This window comes from Massilia sp. TSP1-1-2 (assembly GCF_049896185.1).
Classification (GTDB): Bacteria; Pseudomonadota; Gammaproteobacteria; order Burkholderiales; family Burkholderiaceae_D; genus Telluria_A.
This window is the reverse complement of sequence record NZ_JAFCTU010000001.1, coordinates 278,523-295,382: the sequence shown is the minus strand read 5'-3', so window position 1 is coordinate 295,382 and position 16,860 is coordinate 278,523. Positions and strand designations below refer to the sequence as shown.

Below are 16,860 nucleotides of genomic sequence, written 5' to 3'. Positions count from 1 at the left end.
AGGGTTGTTTACAGTCGCCAGACGCGCATGCCCGCCGCTTGCAGCGCTTGCGCGTCAAAGCAAGCCTTGACGTCGATGAAGCAGCCGCCATCGACCAGCTTGTGGCAAAAATCTTGCGCACTTAACGCGCGCAGCTGCTTGTGCGACACCGCCGCGACAATCGCTTCGGCGCGCGGCAATTGCGCCCAGTCGAGCAGCGTGACGCCATATTCGTGCAGCGCTTCGGCATGGTCAGCATACGGATCATGGACAAACACGTCCACCCCGTAGGAACGCAATTCGGTGATCACGTCGCCGACCTTGGAGTTGCGCAGGTCGGCGCAGTCTTCCTTGAAGGTCAGGCCCAGCACGATGACGCGCGCGCCCTTGATATGCGCGCCGCTGGCGATCATGTTCTTGATGGTCGCCTCGGCAATGAACTTGGCCATGCCGTCGTTGATGCGCCGGCCCGCCAGAATGACTTGCGGATGGTAGCCCAGCATGCCCGCCTTGTGGGTCAGGTAATACGGATCGACGCCGATGCAATGCCCGCCCACCAGGCCCGGGCTGAACTTGAGAAAGTTCCACTTGGTGCCGGCAGCTTGCAGCACTTCGGCGGTGTCGATGCCGATCTTGTCGAAAATGAGGGCGAGCTCATTCATCAAGGCGATGTTCAGGTCGCGCTGCGTGTTTTCAATGACCTTGCAAGCTTCGGCGGCTTTGATACTCGAGCAGCGGTGCACGCCGGGCACGACGATGGCCTCGTACATGACGGCCACTTTTTCCAGCGTTTCTAGCGTATCGCCGGCGACCACTTTCAGGATGGTCGTGAGCGTGTGTTCGCGGTCGCCCGGGTTGATGCGCTCGGGCGAGTAGCCGACGAAGAAGTCTTTTTTCCAGGTCAGGCCGGACGCTTTTTCCAGCACGGGAATGCACACTTCCTCGGTCGCGCCCGGGTACACGGTGGACTCGTAGACGACGGTAGCGCCGCGCTTCATGAATTTGCCGACCACCTCGCTGGCGCCGATCAAGGGGCCAAAATCGGGGTTGTGGGCGATGTCGACCGGGGTTGGGACGGCCACGATAATCATGTCGGCGTCGTTCAGGCGCGCCGGGTCGGCCGTGTACTCGGCGTGCACGGCCAGCGCCATCTGGGCGTCGGACAATTCGCGCGATGGGTCGACCCCGCGCCGGCAGGCATCGACCTTGGCTTGCGAGATATCCAGGCCGATGGTGGGCCCGAGTTTGCCGAATTCAACGACCAGGGGAAGCCCGACATAGCCGAGGCCGATAACGCCGATAGTGCCGATAGTGCCGATACTGCCGATACTGCCGATACTGCCGATAGTGCCGATAGTGCCGATAATGCCCGAAGCGGCTGAAGCGCCCGAACCGGCTATAGCGCCTGTGGCGCCAATTGTGCTCATGATGTCCTTGTTCGAGAGGTCAAAGGCGCGCCGCTTCCTTGAGAAACAGCCAGAGAAAAGCCACGTCATCGATAAAGTAACGGCGGAACATGCGCCGCGGTTCCTGCAAAAAACGGTAAAACCATTCCAGCCCCGCGCGCTGCATCCAGCGCGGTGCGCGCCGCACCAGCCCGGCCGCAACGTCAAAGCTGCCGCCCACGCCCATGGCAAACGGCACCTGCATGCGGGCCTGATACTGGCCCAGAAACTGTTCTTTTTTGGGAGAACTAATGGCCACGAACAGCAGGTCGGCGCGGCTGGCGCCCACCTGTTCCACCACATTGATTTCCTCGGCCGCGCTCCAGTAACCGTTGCGGTGGCCGGCGATGACCAAGCCACGGTATTTTTGTTCGTACAGCGCACGCACGCGGGCCACGACTTCTTCGCGCGCGCCCAGCAAAAACACGCGCCAGCCGCGTTCGGCCGCGCGCTCCATCAAGGCTTCGAACAGGTCGATGCCGGCCACGCGTTCCTTGAGCGGTTTGCCCAGCAGGCGCGCCGCCCACACCACCGGCATGCCGTCGGCGCTGACCAGGTCGCAGTCATTGATGATGCGGCGCAGCTCAGGCGCGCGGCTGGCCTTGACGAGCTTGTCGACATTGACCACCACATGCTGGTGCGGCGTGCCCGCGCGGATAAAACCGTCGACCCGGTGCAGGGTCTCTTCCATGGACAGGTTGTCGATCAGACAGCCCATCATGGAAATGCGCTGTGTCACGCAAGTTCCCTCGCGAGCACGGCGACGATGCGCTCGGCGGCCTTGCCATCCCACAGGTCTGGACGGCGGCCCTGCTTGCCTTCGCCGCGCATGACCTTGCGCGCTTCGGCCACGATGCGCACCGGATCAGTGCCCACCAGCACGTTGGAACCTTCGTCGACGGTGACGGGGCGCTCCGTGTTTTCGCGGATCGTAATGCAAGGCACGCCTAGCGCCGTGGTTTCTTCCTGCAGGCCGCCGCTGTCGGTCAGCACCACCGTGGCGTCTTTCCAGAGGTTCAGAAAAGCCATGTAGGCTTGCGGGCCGACCAGCGTGATGTTCGGCCCCAGGTCGATGCCGAAGCTGGCCAGGTTGGCGCGCGTGCGCGGGTGCACCGGGAAGATCAGCGGCAAGTCGGCCGCAATATCCTTGAGGGCGCCGGCGATGCGGGTCATCATGGCGGCATCGTCGACATTGCTGGGACGGTGCAGCGTGACGACGCCATAGCGCCCACTTTTTTCCGCCTGCGCCGCCTTGAAGGCGCTCGTTTCAAAGCCGGAAGTGTCGGTGCGGGTCAGCTTGTCGGCCTGGAACAGTACGTTGTCGACCATGACGTGGCCGACGTAGTGAATGGCCGAGTCCGGCTTGCCTTCGCGCTGCAAATGCTTGACGGCCGACGGCTCGGTGACAAAAAACCAGTCGGTGATGCTGTCGGTGACGAGACGGTTGATTTCCTCGGGCATGGTCATGTCGCCGCTGCGCAAGCCCGCTTCGACGTGTGCGACGGGAATGTTGAGCTTTTTGGCGGCAATGGAACACGCCAGCGTGGAATTGACGTCGCCCACCACCAGCACTGCGGCGGGACGCTCGGCGATGCACAGTTCCTCGAAGGCGACCATGATCTTGGCCGTTTGCGCCGCATGGCTGCCGCCGCCCGCGCCCATGAAAATGTCGGGCTGGGGAATGCCCAGTTCCTCGAAGAAGACCTCGTTCATGTCGCGGTCATAGTGCTGGCCGGTATGAATGATTTTGAAGGTCAGCGCTTGCTGGCTTTGCAAGGCGCGCACGATGGGTGCGATCTTCATGAAATTGGGCCGGGCACCGGCGACGAGATAGATCAGTGGCATGGTTGTCCAAATTTATCAAAAGTACAATTATAGTGGGAATAGCGCTTTTTTTGGCGCGCGATTTCAGCCGTGCGCGGTGCAACTGCCAGCGTTTTCAGGCAGCACCCCTTCCATATCGTCCACCCGCAGCACAAAACGGTGCTTGCCGTTCTTGATACAAATAAATGGCGAGTTGATAAAAAACCGTATCACGTCAAAGCGCAGTGCCGCAGCAATGCGGGCGCGGTAGGTGTCTAGCGCGGCGCCCAGTGCCGCGTCCGGGCACTGCACGATCACGGCCAGTTGCCGCGCATCGTAGAGCACCTGGAAGGCGGCAATGCGCGCATCTTCGCGAAAAAGATGGGTAAAAAATTCGGAATGGACGGTATTGCCCGCGCTGTCGTGCACCAGGTCGTTGGCGCGCCCGATCACGCTTTTGATCAGGGGAAAGCCGCGCCCGCACGGGCACGGGGTGTCCGCCATGGCGACCAGGTCGCCCGTGTCGTAGCGCGGCAGGAAAAAAGCGTCGTTGGCCAGGTCGGTGGCGATCAGCCGGCCATCGGGCAACACTTCGTGAAAGGCGCGCTCGGTGACCAGGTGAAAGCCGTCGCGCCGTTCGCATTCGTAAGCGGACACGCCGGCGTCGTTGCAGCCGTACTGGCTGTAACACGGCGCACCAAAAGCGCGCTCGATGTCGGCGCGCATGGCCGCGCTGAGCACTTCGGCGGTGCACACCACTCCGCGCAGCGAAAAGTGCGCGCGCGCGGGCCCGGCCAGGACATGCAGGGCAAGCCGGTGAATGGCCGACGCATAGCCGTACAACAAGCGGCAGCGCGCGATGCCGGCGGCGTAACGGTCCAGTTGCGCGCTCGCCAGGTCGAAGGCGGAAAACAGGTGCACATTCATCAGCCGGTAATACAGCTGTTGCTTGTAGCCGGCGCCGAACAGTGCGCTGCCAGCCAAAAAGGCGACCGGCTCGCCCAGCCGATAGCCGGCCACGCGCCAGCTGAGCAAGATCGCCGCCCACAGGTAGGACTGGGCGCGCACGCCCGTCACGTAGACGAAGGGTTCGCCGGTCGAGCCGCCGGTTTTTTTGCGCACCAGCTTGCCGTGGTAAGCACGGTTGCGCAAGCGCTCGCGGTTGGCGAGCGCGAAGGCTTTGTCGATGACGGGGAACTGGGCAAAGGCGCCGTAGCGCGCGTGCAGCGCGCCGGCGCCGCGCACCGTGGCCACATACTGAGCGAGGGCCAGGCGCTGGCGCGCGGCAAGCACGGCAGGCGGGGCGAATTGAAGCGCTTCGAGTTCGCGCAGCACGGCGAGCGCGCGCGTGCCGCGCACCAGGTCGATCAGGGCAAACCTGAACCTGCCGGCCATTGCTTGCAACACCGAACCGTCGCACGCCATGCCCACCCCTTGTGCACTATTGCACCGTTACGTCCAGGTCGCTTACCGTGATCACGCGACCGCCAGCGGTAATCGTAGCACCGGAACTGCCGAACACGATGTCCGGCTTGGCCGACAGACAGTCGGTGCGCAACACCGACACGATCAGGCCGCTGGTGCGGGGATTGCTGAAGCTAAACTTGTTCCAGTAATGGGGCCCGGCTGGCGTGGTCGGAGCCGGGTAGTACCCCTGGCTGCTGCTGATGGCCAGCGCGTCGGGCGAGGCCACTGCGCCGCACAATTCGGCGGGCGCATTGGCCGCCCGGAAAGCGGCAGCCGTGCCGCTGAGCGGAACCGGCGTGTGCAGATTGTATTCATAACGGCGCGCCACCGTGCTGGCCAGCTGGTCGACCGTGACCAGCGTCGAAGGCCGGATAAAAATCACGGTGCGTTTGGCTTTGCTCAACAAGCCGCTGTAGGCGGCGCTGGCGTCGCCGCTGGAAATGTCGTACGCCGGCGTTTGCTCGAAGCGCGTCAGGCGCCCGGCCGCGGCGCGTTCGCCCAGGCCAGTCGGACCCAGGCCCTGCCCCTGGCCACCATCGACCGTGATGGCGTTGTGCGCGCGCGTTTGCTTGTAGTAACTGCGCCAGTGGGGCGAGTTGTAGTAGTCATAGACGCCGCTGTCCATGGCCAGTACGGTGCCCTTGGCATACAGCACGAAGCTGTTCTGGTCGGCGTGGGAATGGTTGACTGAACCGAAGGGGCTGCTCTTGAAGAACACCGACGTGCGCAGGCGATCGGTGAGCGCGCTGTGCATGATCGACCAGCCGATCACGGGAAAATAGGCGCCGCTGGGCTGGGTGGCGGGCAAAACCGCGCTGGCAGTCGATTCGCGGGGACTGAGCAGGATATGCAGGCGCGCATAATCCTCGCCGCTTTGCTGCTTGCTGTACCAGCGCGACAAGGTGGTGTCGGAGCGGTTCATGATGGCCTTGCCAAAGCGGGCCCAGTCTTCCTTGCGGTTGACTTCGGCGCCGTCGCCAAACACCCCGGCCGGCGTGCCGGGCGGCAGCGCGTAAGCGATGAAGCGCGCGAACTCGGTCAGCCACGGCTTGCGGTAAAACGGCACGCCGAGCACGCGTTCGACCAGGTCCCACATGATCAGCGACTCGCCCGCGTCCCATTCGGCGTAGGTGGAGCCGTTGGCAAAGCCGCCGTCGTCGCCGCCCCACGGACTGACGCCGGCCACGTAAGTGGGCAGCGCGTTGCGCAGCCAGGAATTCATTTCGGGCATGTCGCCGCGCACGATCAGCAAGGCGCCGACGAACTTGCCCAGCGCATTGAAGGCAATCCCGTTTTCCGAGTACAGGCGCACCGTGTCGGCCACCTTCAGCAGGCCGGCGTTGCCGCAGGAGAGCAGGATATTCTTGACCGCCTGGCGGTCGCTGGCGCTCATGCCGGCGTAGGCAAAGTCGTAGGCCAGGCCGTAGAACCAGACGTAGTCGCGCGTTTCGGCGACGTCGCCGCTGCACTTGCGCGCCAGCACGGCCGGCGTGAACAAGGTCATGCGGGCGCGCATTTCGTTCAAAAACCAAGGGTCGCGCGTAATGTACCAGGCCACGGCCGCTTCCGCCATGCCTTCCAAAATGCGGGTTTGCTGCCACCACGTGCTCATGCGCACGGCGCTGTCGGCCGCGTTGATGTTGGCGCGCAGCGCGGCGCTGGTGTTGGCCACGGGATTGCGCTTGAGGTAGCCGGTCAGCGCCGTGATCGACGTCGATCGCTCGGCCTTGGTGGCGGCCACGATGCCGGCATAGTCGGCCTGGCCCTTGAATAGGCGCGGGTGGGCCATGGCGGGAACCCTGGCGTCGAAATTGTCGAGCGCGGTGCCCAGCGCCGTGCCGCTCAGAGCGCTGGCGGTGACGCCCAGCTCGGACGGAGAATAGGTCTGGGGCGTGGCGGTGAACTGCGCACGGGCGGGCGAGCACAAGGCTGCAACGCAGGTGGTGGCGATGGCAAACTGTTTGATCATTGCAGCAACTCCTCGTAGCGACGGCGGAGACGCGCTAACACTTTTTCCACATGATATTCGGACTGCACCCGCTCCAGTCCGCGTGCGGAGATATTGTCCGCAAGAATATTATCTTGCAGCATTTTCAGGATGGCCGCAGCTAACTTGTCGATATCGCCGGGCGGCACCACAGTTCCGTATCTTCCATATGCCAACAGCTCGCCAATGGCGCCCACGTCGGTGGCCACGACGGGTGCGCCGGCGGCCATCGCTTCAAGCAAGCTCATCGGCAATTGCTCGTGATGCGATGGCAAAACGAACACGCCCGCCGTGGCCAGCAGCGCGCGGCGCTGCTCGGCATCGATCCAGCCGGGGAGTGACAGGCTGTCAAGCAGGCCCAGCTTTTCGGCAAGTGCCTCCAGCGGCCGCGCGTCGCCATCGCCGGCCAGCACCAGGCGCGCGTCGGGCCGCGCCGCGTGCACGCGGGCAAAGGCGTGCAGCAGGTCGAACACGCCCTTGCCCGCTTCCAGCCGTCCAACAAAGAGCAGGTTCGCGCCCGGCGCGCGAGGCAGGGAAGGCGCGGGCGCGACGGGATTGGGAAACAGCTCGATCTCGGCCTGCGGACAATGTTCGCGCAGCAGCGCGGCCGACGCGCGGGTGAGCGCAAAACCGGCGCGCGCGCCGGCCAGCAGCGCGAGCGCCAGGCGGCGCCGGCGCCGGCCCAGGCGCTGGTCGAGAAACTGGGCGAACTGGCCGCCGTGCAGGTGGATCAGCACCGGGCAACCGGCCAGGCGCGCCGCGCCGATGAAGGCTGCCTTGCGCCAAAAACTGGCGCCCGAGGCCAGATGCACATGCAGCAGCGCCACGCGGCCCAGGGCCAGCAAGCCGGCCACCTGCGCCAGCGCGGCCAGCGCCCTGCCCGCCTTGCGCGCGCGGCTGCCGTCGACCTGGGTGGCGATGAAGCGGCAGCCGTCACCGTTGCCGTAGCCGTGCGCGAGCAAGGTGGCGATGACGCTGGCCATCCCGCCGCGCGAGGCGGGAGAAGGCCCGATCATGACAATGCTTTTCATTAGCGGCGGGGAAGGGGTATCAAGAGCGGGTATCAAGAGCGGGTATCAAGAGCGGGTATCAAGAGCTGGTATCAAGAGCGGGCATCAAGAATGGACATCAAGAACGTGCATCAAGACCGGGCATCAAGCACGGGCATCAAGTCAGCGTGGAATGCTGCAGGTGCGCAAACAGGGCTTCGTAGCGCGCCAGCATGGCGTGCAGGTCGAAGCGCGCGCGCACCGTGGCCAGCGCGCCCTGCCCCAGACGCGCCCGTAGTGGCGGATCGGCAATGCGGCGCAGCGCGGCGGCCAGGGCGTTCACGTCGCCGGCGGCAAACAGCAAACCGTTGGTGCCATGTTCCACCTGTTCGCGCATGCCGCCCACATCGCTCGCCACCAGCGGCTTAGCCAGCGCCATGTATTCGAGCGTGGCGATGGGAAAGGTTTCACTGTGCGAGGTCAGCGCCATGACGTCGCAGGCGGCGATGAATGGACGCACGTCGGCCTGGAAGCCGGCCAGCACGACGGCGCTGTCAAGACGCAAGCGGTGGCGGCATGCCTCAATGCGCGCGCGCATGGGGCCGTCGCCTACCAGCAAGACCTTGACCGGCATGCCTTCGTGGCGCAGGTGCGCGACAGCCGCCAGCAAGTCCGCGTGGCGTTTTTCCTCGCGGAAAATGGCGCACAGACCAACCACCAGGTCGGCCGGACCAAAACCGAGCGCTTGGCGCAAGCGTGTGCCTTCGTCCTTTTGCGGCGGTGAAAAATATGCCAGGTCGATACCGTTGTGCACCACCTCGGTGTGGGCCAGGCGCAAGCCCAGGGCGGCAAAGAAATGGCGCTGGTGTTCGCTGACGAAGACCACGCACTGGGCCAGCCGGTAGAACTGGCGGTAGACCAGAAAGCGCGAGCGCGCGCGCCAGCCACGCCGCACCACGTCCGTGCTGTGGCAGATAAAGGCGAGCGCCGGACGGCGCGGCGCGCCTAGCCGCGCCAACGCTGCGAACATCAAGGAATATTGCGACGTGGCCACCAGCAGGGCGGGACACTCGAGGTCGATCAGGGCGCGCAGGCGCGACAGCGCCGCACGGTCCAGGCCGCCAACGGAGTTGCAGCACACGCAGGGCACGCTGCCACGTTCCAGTTCACCGGCAAGCTCGGCGTGCTCCTTGAGGTAGGCGACGGAGACCCGGTGGCCGCGGCGCGCCAGTCCCGTTGCCAGCGACACCAGGTGACGCTCGGCGCCGCCGCACTTGAGATGGTCGGCTACAAACAGCAGGTGCAGTGGCGTCATGGCGGTGATGGTGGCGGTGCTGGCATGGGCGACAGCGGCGCCATGGGTGGCAACGGTGGCAACGGTGGCGGCGGCGGTGGTGGCGATGGTGGCGATGGTGGCGATGGTGGCGGCGGTGGCGACGGCGCAGACATCCGCGATGGCGCCGATAGTGGCGATAGTGGCGATAGTGGCGATAGTGGCGATGATGGCGCGTCCGGCTCCGGCCCTGTCACGGCCAGTTCGGCGCGGGCGCGGCGGCCGATTGCGTGGCGCAGGTATTGTTTCAAGCTTTGGGCCACGCGCGCGGGTGCGTAACGCAGCGCGACGTGGTCAGGCCCGTAGCACCCCGGCTGGCAGTCCAGGCCATCGATGTTGGCGGCCAGCATGGCAGCCACCGTGGCTGGATCGGCCGGATTGGCGCAGGTGTGGGCGCCGCCCGTCCATTCGGCAACCAGGCTGGCGCAGGTCCCGGGCGGCGTGATGGCCCAGATAGGACGGCGCGCGCCGATGTAGTCGATCAGCTTACTGGGCAGGAACACGCTGTCGGCGGCGCTGGGCGCGTCGATGACCAGCAGCGCCGAGGCGTCGCGCGCCAGCGCCAGCGCGCTGCGATAGCTTACTTGGGGGCGGCGCGTGACCAGGCCAGGCGGCAGGGACTTGAACGCGGGCGAAGCCAGAAAGGCGGGGGCGATCGGCCCCACCAGCTCAAAGGCTACGCCGTCGAGCTGGCGCGGGGTTGCGCGGTGGATGCGCGCCAGGGCTGCGAACAGCGGCTCGGGAGAGCGCGCGCCGTAGCAGGCGCCGATGTGACGGATCACGTGGCGCGCGGGCAGTCCGCGCGGCGCGGCTGTCGCCTGGTGCGCCAGCGGCGTGGCGAAATTCTCCGTGTCCCAGGCATGCGGCAGCACGGCGGCGCGGCTGCGCCAGGCGGGCGGATACTTGCCCATCACCAGATCAAGCGTGCGCGCCGACGTAAACAGCACCTGGTCGGCCTGGGCCAGCACGCGCCGCTCCAACGCCAGGTTGACCTGGTGTTCGAGCGGCGTGGTCTTGTGGAAGGGATTGTCGGCCCACGGATCGCTAAAGTGGGCCAGCCACGGCAGGCCAGTGCGGCGCTTGAGCGTGAGTCCCAGCAGATGGTCGGACATGGGCATGCCGAAGCTGGCCAAGGCATCCGGACGGTGCGCCGCGATATGGTCCAGCGCGGCGCGGCAGGCGGCGCGGCGCCACGGGCCGAGCAAATCGGGACAGGCACCGTACAGGGGCAGCGCGCGCAGGGCTGCGCGGTGCCAGACGCCCTTGAGCGGCGGACCAGGATCGGCCACCTCGAGCGCGGCCACGCGCCGGTAAAAATTGGGATACTGGTCGAAGCCGGCGCCAGCGTCGGGCTGGGCATCGGGCGCGTGCAGCAGCGTGACGCGGGCGTCGAGGTGGTACAGCAGGCGCGCGACCTGGATCGCCTGCGGCGTCAGCTGGGGCGGGGCATAGCGGGAAATGGCGAGCAGGTTCATGCATTCTCCTTGACGCGGTCCGGCGGGCTGGGCGGGCTGGGTGGGCAAGCGGCGGCGGACACGAGCGCGGCCAGAATGCGCGCCGCCGCATGGCCGTCGCCGTAAAAGTTGCCGCCGGTCCCGGTGGGCGCGCCGGCGTCGAGCAGCGCGGCTACAGCGCCGACGATGCGGCTTTGGTCGGGCCCGACGAGGTGGACCATGCCCGAGGCGGCCCCTTCGGTGCGTTCGGTCAGTTCGCGCATCACCACCACCGGCTTGCCCAGGCTGGGCGCTTCTTCCTGCACGCCGCCGGAATCGGTCAGCACTACTGCGGCGGCCAGCATCAGAGTGACGAAGGGTAGATAGTCGAGCGGGCCGCACAGCACCAGATTTGACGCTCGCAACGGCGCCAGATGGCGTTCGACGGCGCCGCGCACGGCCGGGTTGGGGTGGACCGGGAACAGGAAATCGACCCCGGCGTAGCGCGCGCACAGCTCGGCGATCGCTCCGCAAATGGCGTCAAAACCGGCGCCGAAACTTTCGCGGCGGTGCGCCGTGACGAGCACAAACGGGCGCTGCGGCGCGCTGAAGTGGGCCAGGCCATGGCAGGCGAGCGCCGAACAGGCTTGGTCGCGGCAGGCAGGTTCGGCGTGCAGGCGCGCGCGCACCAGGTACAGCGCGTCGATGCCGGTGTTGCCGGTAACGTGGACGCGGGCGCGCGGCACGCCTTCGCGCAGCAGGTTGCCGGCGGCAACGGCAGTGGGCGCGAAATGCAGCGTGGCGATGGCCCCCAGCAGGCGCCGGTTCATTTCTTCGGGAAACGGGCGCTGGACGTCGCCCGTCCGCAAGCCCGCTTCAACGTGGGCCACGGGCACCCCGGCGTAAAAGGCGGCCAGCGCGGCAGCAAACGCGGTGGTGGTGTCGCCCTGTACCACCACCCAGTCGGGTCGCACGGCGGCCATCACGGGACCGAGGCCGGCCAGCGCGCCGGTGGTCACGGTGGTGAGCGTCTGGCCGGGTGTCATCAGATCGAGGTCGAACTCGGGCACGATGCCGAAGAACGCCAGCACGCTGTCGAGCATGGCGCGGTGCTGCGCCGTTACGCACAACGCCACTTCGACGCCGGCATGGGCGCGCGCGGCGAGCAGCAGCGGAGCGAGCTTGATGGCCTCGGGACGGGTGCCGCACACGAACAGCAAGCGAACTGGCGCGCCCATCACGCCTCCCCCGCCGCCGTCCGGCATGACGGAGCGCGCCAGCCCAGCAGGGAGCGCGCCTCGGCCAGCAGGCCGGCGCCCCTCAGCAGCAGCAGGTAGGCCAGCGTGTACAGCGCCGCCGCCAGCACCGCCTCGAGTCGGGACGCGCTCCCCGGCGCCATGGACATCGGTGGCGCAGCCAGCGCCGCAGATGGCGGCGCGCCCACCAGCGCCGTGTGCAACAGCGGCGACGGTGCGTCCCCAAGTCCGAGGTGCACTGAAACTGCGTTCAGTGTCGCGTTCAGTGTCGCGTCCGCTGCAGCAGCGCAAGGCGAAGCGGCGTGCAGTGCCGCGTCCCACATCCCGGCATGCAGCAGCAACAGCGCCGGCACGGCTGCCGCCAGCGCGCAGGCCAGGATGCGCAGCAGCGCGCCCCAGCGCTGCAGGCGGCGCAGCGGCACGCCCGTGGCGCGCGCGACCCGCCAGAAACTGAAGGCGTTGCCGGCCCCCAGCGTGAGCAGGTTGCCCAGCGCGGCGCCGGGCAAGCCCCACAGCACGGCGCCGCCGATGCCGGCAGCGAGGCCCAGCGGCAACAGCAGCGCGTCGGCGGCGAGCAAGTAGCGGCCCTGATTGAGGACCAGGGTCAGGGTGCTGACCTCGACCGCCACGCCCAGCAGCGCCAGGCAATTGACGCGCATTACGGCGGCCGCGGCCAGAAAGGCGGGCGTATAGACGAGCGCGACGATGTGCGCGGCCAGCACCGCCGTGAGCACCAGCACCGGCAGCAGCACGAACGCGACGGCCAGGTTGGCACGCTGGTTCAGGCCCAGCATGCCGGCCACGTCGCGCCGCGCCTCGAGCGCCGACAGGCGCGCGCCGATGGCGTTGGCGACGCTGGTGCGCACCAGCGCGACGAGCGGCATGATCACCGCGCCGATCGAAAACGCGGCGAAGGCGGCCGGGGGAAACAGGGCGGCGGCCACCCACTGGTCGGCCTGGCCGCGCAGCAGGAAGAGCGCCCCTGCCATGCCGAACGGCAGCGCGTAGGCGAGCTGGGTGCGCAGCAGTGACTCGTGCGCCGAAGGTGGCGGTGGCGGACGCGGCGGGCCGCCGCACCCGTCGCTGCGTACGGGCTCGACGTCGGTGTCCTGGCGCCGTACTTCGCCGACCACCAGCGCCAGCTTGAAGGCGGCATAAGCGACCAGCGCGGCAAAGACCAGCTCAACGCGGCCCCACAAGGCGGCCAGCGCGATGGCCGCCACGCGCAGCACCGCCAGGGCAACGATGAGGCGGGCCTGGCGGCCCACGTCGCCGCGCGCGCTGGGCAGAAATTCGGCCAGGCTGGCCGCCACCCAGAGTGTCAGGAAAGCCGGCAGGAACCAGGCCGCGCCGGCGATGCCGCGCAAGCTGGTCGGCAGAACACTGTTCCAGGGACCGAACAGCAGGCCGGCGCACGCGCCGCTGAGCAACAGGAGCAGCATGGTGTTGCGCACATACACAGCGCGCTCGGCGGCACCCGCGCGCGGCAGGAAATAGAACAGACTGCGGGGCAAGCCCAGCGGGGCCAAGGCCATTGCCGCGCCGATTGCCAGCCAGGCCAGCCGGTAGTCGGCAAAGGCCGGCGCCGGCAGCAGACGCACCAGCGCCACGGGCAACAGCAATTGCAGCGCGAAGTCGAACATGCCGGCGGCCGTCAGCGTCAGCGCGCCACGCCTGAGGCTGGCGTCAGGCATGGCGGCCGCCATCGACGTCAACTGCGGCGTGCGCATCGACGTCAACATTCGCGTGAGTATTGGCGTGAGTATCGGGGTGAACGTCGGGGTGAACGTCGGCCTTGACGCCGGCCTGGGCGTCGTCCTGAACATCGGCCCGAGCATCGGCGTCAAGATCGGAAGCCGCATCGGGGTAGTCGCAAAACTCGACATAGCCGGCGCTGCCGCGCGTGGAAATGACCCGTGCCGGAATGCCGACCGCCACCGCGTTGGGGCACAGGTCGCGCGAAACGACCGCGTTGGCCCCGATGGCGCAGCCGCTGCCCACGGTCACGGCGCCGATGATGGCCGCTCCCGGGCCGATGTAGACGGCGTCGCCGATCACCGGCACGCCCCTGCGCGCGCCGCGGTTGAGCTGCCCGATCGTGACCCCTTGCGAAATATTGCAGTTGCGTCCGATAACGGCCGCCTCATTGACAACGATGCCACCGTAGTGCCCGATGTAAAATCCAGGCCCGATGCGCGTGGTGTAGGGAATCGATATGCCAAAGCGCCAGCGCAGCCGTTTGTGCATCAGGCGCGCCAGCAGATGGGCGGGACGCCACGGCCAGCTCGAGGCGCGCGTCATGGCCGCCAGGCGCAGCCAGAACATGAAGCGAAAGCCGGGCACCAGCCGGTAGGCGCGCAAGCCCGCCGCCAGCCCGCCCTGCCCGCTCAGATGGCGGTACAGGTCGGCGCGCCAGAGCCGGCCGAGCGCGCGCCGCTGCACGCGGTTCATGACGGCACCATGGCAGCGAGGTAGGGCGCGGCCACCGTCTCGGGTGCCAGACGGGCGCTGGCGTACTGGCGGCAGCGCGCGCTGCAGGCGGCCCAGTCAGCCGGCGCGTTCAGCAAGGCGCGCGCGCGCGCGCCGGCCGCGTCGGCAGAGTCGACGACAAAGCCCAGACCGTGCGCGGCGATCAGGCCGTCGGGGTCAAAGCTGGCAATCACGGGCACGCCATGGGCCCACGCCTGCAGGTAGGTATTGGGGAAGCCTTCGAAGGCCGACGTGTTGACGAACAGACGCGCGTTGGCAAACAGCGCGCTGGTGGCGCCAAAGCGTACCTGCCCGTGGAACTGCAGGTTGGGCAGCAGCGCCGCCGCGTCGAGCACGCGCCGGTAGAGCGCTGTTTCGCCGGGGTGGGCCGCGCCAGCCATATGGCAGCGCAGGCGCGGCACCTGGCGCGCAATGTCGATGAACCATTCAGGCCGCTTCATAGCGCGCAGGTTGGCCACCCACAACAGGTCGGCGTCGCGCTCGTCAAGCGGGCGCACGCTGGCGGGCAATTCCGAAAACATGCCGGCCAGGCGCGCCTGTACGCCGTAGTGCTCGCGCAGCAGCTTGGCCTGGGTGCGCGTCTGGGCCAGCACCGCGTGGGCGCGCTGCAGGCCGTAGCGGTACAGCAGGCGGTCGCGCGCATGGCCGAGCATGAGCGTGGCCGGCGCGCAGTCGGCGTCGGACGCGACGCGAAACACGAAGCGGCGCGCATGGCGCCGGCAAAAATGCGCCATGACCGCTGCCATCGGTCCGGCGCAACTGGTGTAATAAATGTCGGCGTCCGCTTGCACCAGCGCATTCCAGGTGCTGGCCAGGCGCGGCGAAAAAAAGCGCAGGCCCGGCAGGCCGTCGGCCAGCGCGAAGGTCTTGCGCACGTCGACCCCGTCGATGCGCACGAGCGCGTTCTGGCCGAAGTCGCCCACCAGGGACGTGACCGCGTACCCCTGGCGGGCCAAGTGGCGCGAGAGCAAGGCATGCTGCACTTCTTCGCCGCCGATGTGCACATCCTGCCCGTCCAGGTCGGCAAATACGCCCCAGGCGTAATAGTTCAGCATGCAGATGCGCGCCGGCCGCGCTGGGTTGTCGCGCGCGCTCATCGGGCTTCCCCCGCCGGCGGGCCGAACGGCTGGTGGACCCAGGCCGGGGCCGATGCGACCGGCCTGGACCGGCCGTGCAACAAGCCGCCGCAGCCGAACAGGATGCCCAGTGCGATCCAGAAATAGGACTGCGAAAAGCTGGGCGTGAAATGGTCGTCCGTCAAGCCCTGCACAAACCACAGGGGAATGAGCACGGCGCCGCCGGCGAACAGGCCGCGCAGCGCGGGCGACGCATGCGCGCGCGACAGACGGATGAATTCGCGGCGCGCGAACAGCAAAAAAGCGAGCACAAAACCGAAGCCGACCAGGCCCAGGTCCATCAGGCCGCCCAGCCAGGCGCTGTGCGGCTGTGCCACCGGCAGCATGCGGTTGAGCCTCACGGGCGGGCTCCACAGGATGGAGTAGATGCCGTGCGGCATGACCGGTTCAGCCAGCACGTAGGGCAGCAGCGGCAGCCAGATGCCGTCCAGGCGTCCGGCGGTGACGGCGCCGCGATCGGCGCGGGCCACGCCCGTCAGCGCGCGCTCCGAGAGCGGCCCCAGCACGGCCGGGCCGATGCAGGAGGCCACGATCAGCGCCACGATCACGGCCTTGATACTGACGCGGCGCCAGAAATACACGAGGTTCACCAGCAGCAGGCCGACGAAGGCACCGCGCGAAAACGTCATCAAGACCGACACGGCGAACACCAGCGCCGAGACGAACAACAGGCGCCGGGTAAAGCCGGGCCCGTGCGCGCGGATCGAAAACAGCGTCAGCGCATAGAGCATGTTCAGGAGCAGCCCCATTTCATTGGCATGCATGCCCAGGCGCCCGAGGAAGGTGCGCGCCAGCGGCGAGGCCAGTTCGCGCAAGGTCATGCCGGAATTGACCAACAGGAAGCCAACCAGCGCGCAAAACACCCAGCCCGAGGCGAGCATCAGGTAAATGAAGCGCTCCGGCCGGCGGCTGTGGCGCACCGCGAGCGCCACCAGCAGCGCCAGCAGCACCATGAACTGGGGCTTGAAAAACATGTCGCGCAGGTAGCCCAGGCCGTCGTTGAACTGGATCAGCTTGTCCGCTTCAAAATGGCGCGGGATCAGGTGCACGCTGGACACGCCCACCGCGGCGGCAACGCCAATGGGCAGCACGTACCATAGCAGCAGGCGGGTGGGAATGAGCGGGTCGCGCCAGCGCCGCAAGCCGGCGTGCACGACGTAGGACACGGTGGTCAGGAACAGGATCAGGTTGAGCGGATTGAGGCCGCGCATGCCCATCATTTCGTGCGGGAAGAAGGTCAGCGCCGACAAAGGCATCAGCACGATGGCAAAGCCGACGCCGGCCCGGAAGTCGAGCAGCACCCACAAGGAAAACGCGGCCATGACGACAATCGCCGGCACCAGCAGGCCAATGAAGGGCACCGCCGCGCCAAGCACGGCGGCCAGCAGCAACAGCGCCGCGCCGGCCAGGGCGGCCCTGGCGCCGCCGTGGAACATGACGCGCGCGTACCCGCCTGGCGCTTCATGTGTGCTCCGCGCTGCCTGCGCGCCTTGCGCCGCCTGCGCCTGCGTGCTCTCACCCGTGCGTGGAAACTGGCTCATG

The 16,860-nt window shown here is 67.4% G+C and carries 13 protein-coding genes; all 13 read right to left on the bottom strand.

Annotated features, from left to right (window positions below):
* Positions 1-8: 8 nt before the first annotated feature.
* Positions 9-1,289 (bottom strand): nucleotide sugar dehydrogenase, encoded by a 1,281-nt coding sequence (locus tag ACP7BV_RS01350; RefSeq protein WP_426100971.1) that lies wholly within the window; start codon positions 1,287-1,289, stop codon positions 9-11.
* Between the two features lie 136 nt (positions 1,290-1,425).
* A complete protein-coding gene (locus ACP7BV_RS01345; RefSeq protein ID WP_426100710.1) occupies positions 1,426-2,163 on the bottom strand; it encodes a WecB/TagA/CpsF family glycosyltransferase in 738 nt (245 codons plus the stop codon).
* Positions 2,160-3,269, bottom strand: a complete 1,110-nt coding sequence (wecB, locus tag ACP7BV_RS01340; protein WP_426100708.1) for a non-hydrolyzing UDP-N-acetylglucosamine 2-epimerase — start codon at positions 3,267-3,269, stop codon at positions 2,160-2,162. The genes ACP7BV_RS01345 and wecB (ACP7BV_RS01340) overlap by 4 nt, the downstream gene beginning before the upstream one ends.
* Positions 3,270-3,332: 63 nt before the next feature.
* On the bottom strand, positions 3,333-4,652 hold the full coding sequence (locus ACP7BV_RS01335; protein WP_426100706.1) for a hypothetical protein: 1,320 nt from the start codon (positions 4,650-4,652) through the stop codon (positions 3,333-3,335).
* Positions 4,653-4,668: 16 nt separating this feature from the next.
* The gene (locus tag ACP7BV_RS01330) at positions 4,669-6,663 is read right to left on the bottom strand and encodes a heparinase II/III domain-containing protein (RefSeq protein ID WP_426100704.1); all 1,995 of its coding nucleotides are present in this window, start codon (positions 6,661-6,663) and stop codon (positions 4,669-4,671) included.
* A complete protein-coding gene (locus ACP7BV_RS01325; RefSeq protein ID WP_426100702.1) occupies positions 6,660-7,697 on the bottom strand; it encodes a glycosyltransferase family 4 protein in 1,038 nt (345 codons plus the stop codon). The genes ACP7BV_RS01330 and ACP7BV_RS01325 overlap by 4 nt, the downstream gene beginning before the upstream one ends.
* A gap of 151 nt (positions 7,698-7,848) precedes the next feature.
* Positions 7,849-8,985 carry a glycosyltransferase family 4 protein gene (locus ACP7BV_RS01320; RefSeq protein WP_426100700.1) on the bottom strand — a complete coding sequence of 379 codons (1,137 nt, stop codon included), beginning with the start codon at positions 8,983-8,985 and terminating at the stop codon, positions 7,849-7,851.
* The gene (locus ACP7BV_RS01315; RefSeq protein WP_426100698.1) at positions 8,982-10,478 is read right to left on the bottom strand and encodes a glycosyltransferase; all 1,497 of its coding nucleotides are present in this window, start codon (positions 10,476-10,478) and stop codon (positions 8,982-8,984) included. The genes ACP7BV_RS01320 and ACP7BV_RS01315 overlap by 4 nt, the downstream gene beginning before the upstream one ends.
* On the bottom strand, positions 10,475-11,674 hold the full coding sequence (gene wecB, locus ACP7BV_RS01310) for a non-hydrolyzing UDP-N-acetylglucosamine 2-epimerase (RefSeq protein WP_426100696.1): 1,200 nt from the start codon (positions 11,672-11,674) through the stop codon (positions 10,475-10,477). Before wecB (ACP7BV_RS01310) ends, ACP7BV_RS01315 begins: the two co-directional genes overlap by 4 nt.
* Entirely contained in the window at positions 11,674-13,386 is a 1,713-nt protein-coding gene (locus ACP7BV_RS01305) for a lipopolysaccharide biosynthesis protein (RefSeq protein WP_426100694.1), read from the bottom strand. Before ACP7BV_RS01305 ends, wecB (ACP7BV_RS01310) begins: the two co-directional genes overlap by 1 nt.
* Complete coding sequence (locus ACP7BV_RS01300; protein ID WP_426100692.1) at positions 13,379-14,143, bottom strand: serine O-acetyltransferase; 765 nt, start codon at positions 14,141-14,143, stop codon at positions 13,379-13,381. Before ACP7BV_RS01300 ends, ACP7BV_RS01305 begins: the two co-directional genes overlap by 8 nt.
* The gene (locus tag ACP7BV_RS01295) at positions 14,140-15,279 is read right to left on the bottom strand and encodes a glycosyltransferase family 4 protein (RefSeq protein WP_426100690.1); all 1,140 of its coding nucleotides are present in this window, start codon (positions 15,277-15,279) and stop codon (positions 14,140-14,142) included. The genes ACP7BV_RS01300 and ACP7BV_RS01295 overlap by 4 nt, the downstream gene beginning before the upstream one ends.
* Positions 15,276-16,859 carry an O-antigen ligase family protein gene (locus ACP7BV_RS01290; protein WP_426100688.1) on the bottom strand — a complete coding sequence of 528 codons (1,584 nt, stop codon included), beginning with the start codon at positions 16,857-16,859 and terminating at the stop codon, positions 15,276-15,278. Before ACP7BV_RS01290 ends, ACP7BV_RS01295 begins: the two co-directional genes overlap by 4 nt.
* Between the last annotated feature and the right edge of the window lies 1 nt (position 16,860).

Bases quoted from the DNA above. Each gene is read 5' to 3' on its own strand.
- wecB (WP_426100708.1), bottom strand. From the start codon at position 3,269: ATGCCACTGATCTATCTCGTCGCCGGTGCCCGGCCCAATTTCATGAAG.
- ACP7BV_RS01335 (WP_426100706.1), bottom strand. From the start codon at position 4,652: ATGGCGTGCGACGGTTCGGTGTTGCAAGCAATGGCCGGCAGGTTCAGG.
- ACP7BV_RS01330 (WP_426100704.1), bottom strand. From the start codon at position 6,663: ATGATCAAACAGTTTGCCATCGCCACCACCTGCGTTGCAGCCTTGTGC.
- ACP7BV_RS01325 (WP_426100702.1), bottom strand. From the start codon at position 7,697: ATGATCGGGCCTTCTCCCGCCTCGCGCGGCGGGATGGCCAGCGTCATC.
- ACP7BV_RS01320 (WP_426100700.1), bottom strand. From the start codon at position 8,985: ATGACGCCACTGCACCTGCTGTTTGTAGCCGACCATCTCAAGTGCGGC.
- ACP7BV_RS01315 (WP_426100698.1), bottom strand. From the start codon at position 10,478: ATGAACCTGCTCGCCATTTCCCGCTATGCCCCGCCCCAGCTGACGCCG.
- wecB (WP_426100696.1), bottom strand. From the start codon at position 11,674: ATGGGCGCGCCAGTTCGCTTGCTGTTCGTGTGCGGCACCCGTCCCGAG.
- ACP7BV_RS01305 (WP_426100694.1), bottom strand. From the start codon at position 13,386: ATGCCTGACGCCAGCCTCAGGCGTGGCGCGCTGACGCTGACGGCCGCC.
- ACP7BV_RS01300 (WP_426100692.1), bottom strand. From the start codon at position 14,143: ATGAACCGCGTGCAGCGGCGCGCGCTCGGCCGGCTCTGGCGCGCCGAC.
- ACP7BV_RS01295 (WP_426100690.1), bottom strand. From the start codon at position 15,279: ATGAGCGCGCGCGACAACCCAGCGCGGCCGGCGCGCATCTGCATGCTG.
- ACP7BV_RS01290 (WP_426100688.1), bottom strand. From the start codon at position 16,859: ATGAGCCAGTTTCCACGCACGGGTGAGAGCACGCAGGCGCAGGCGGCG.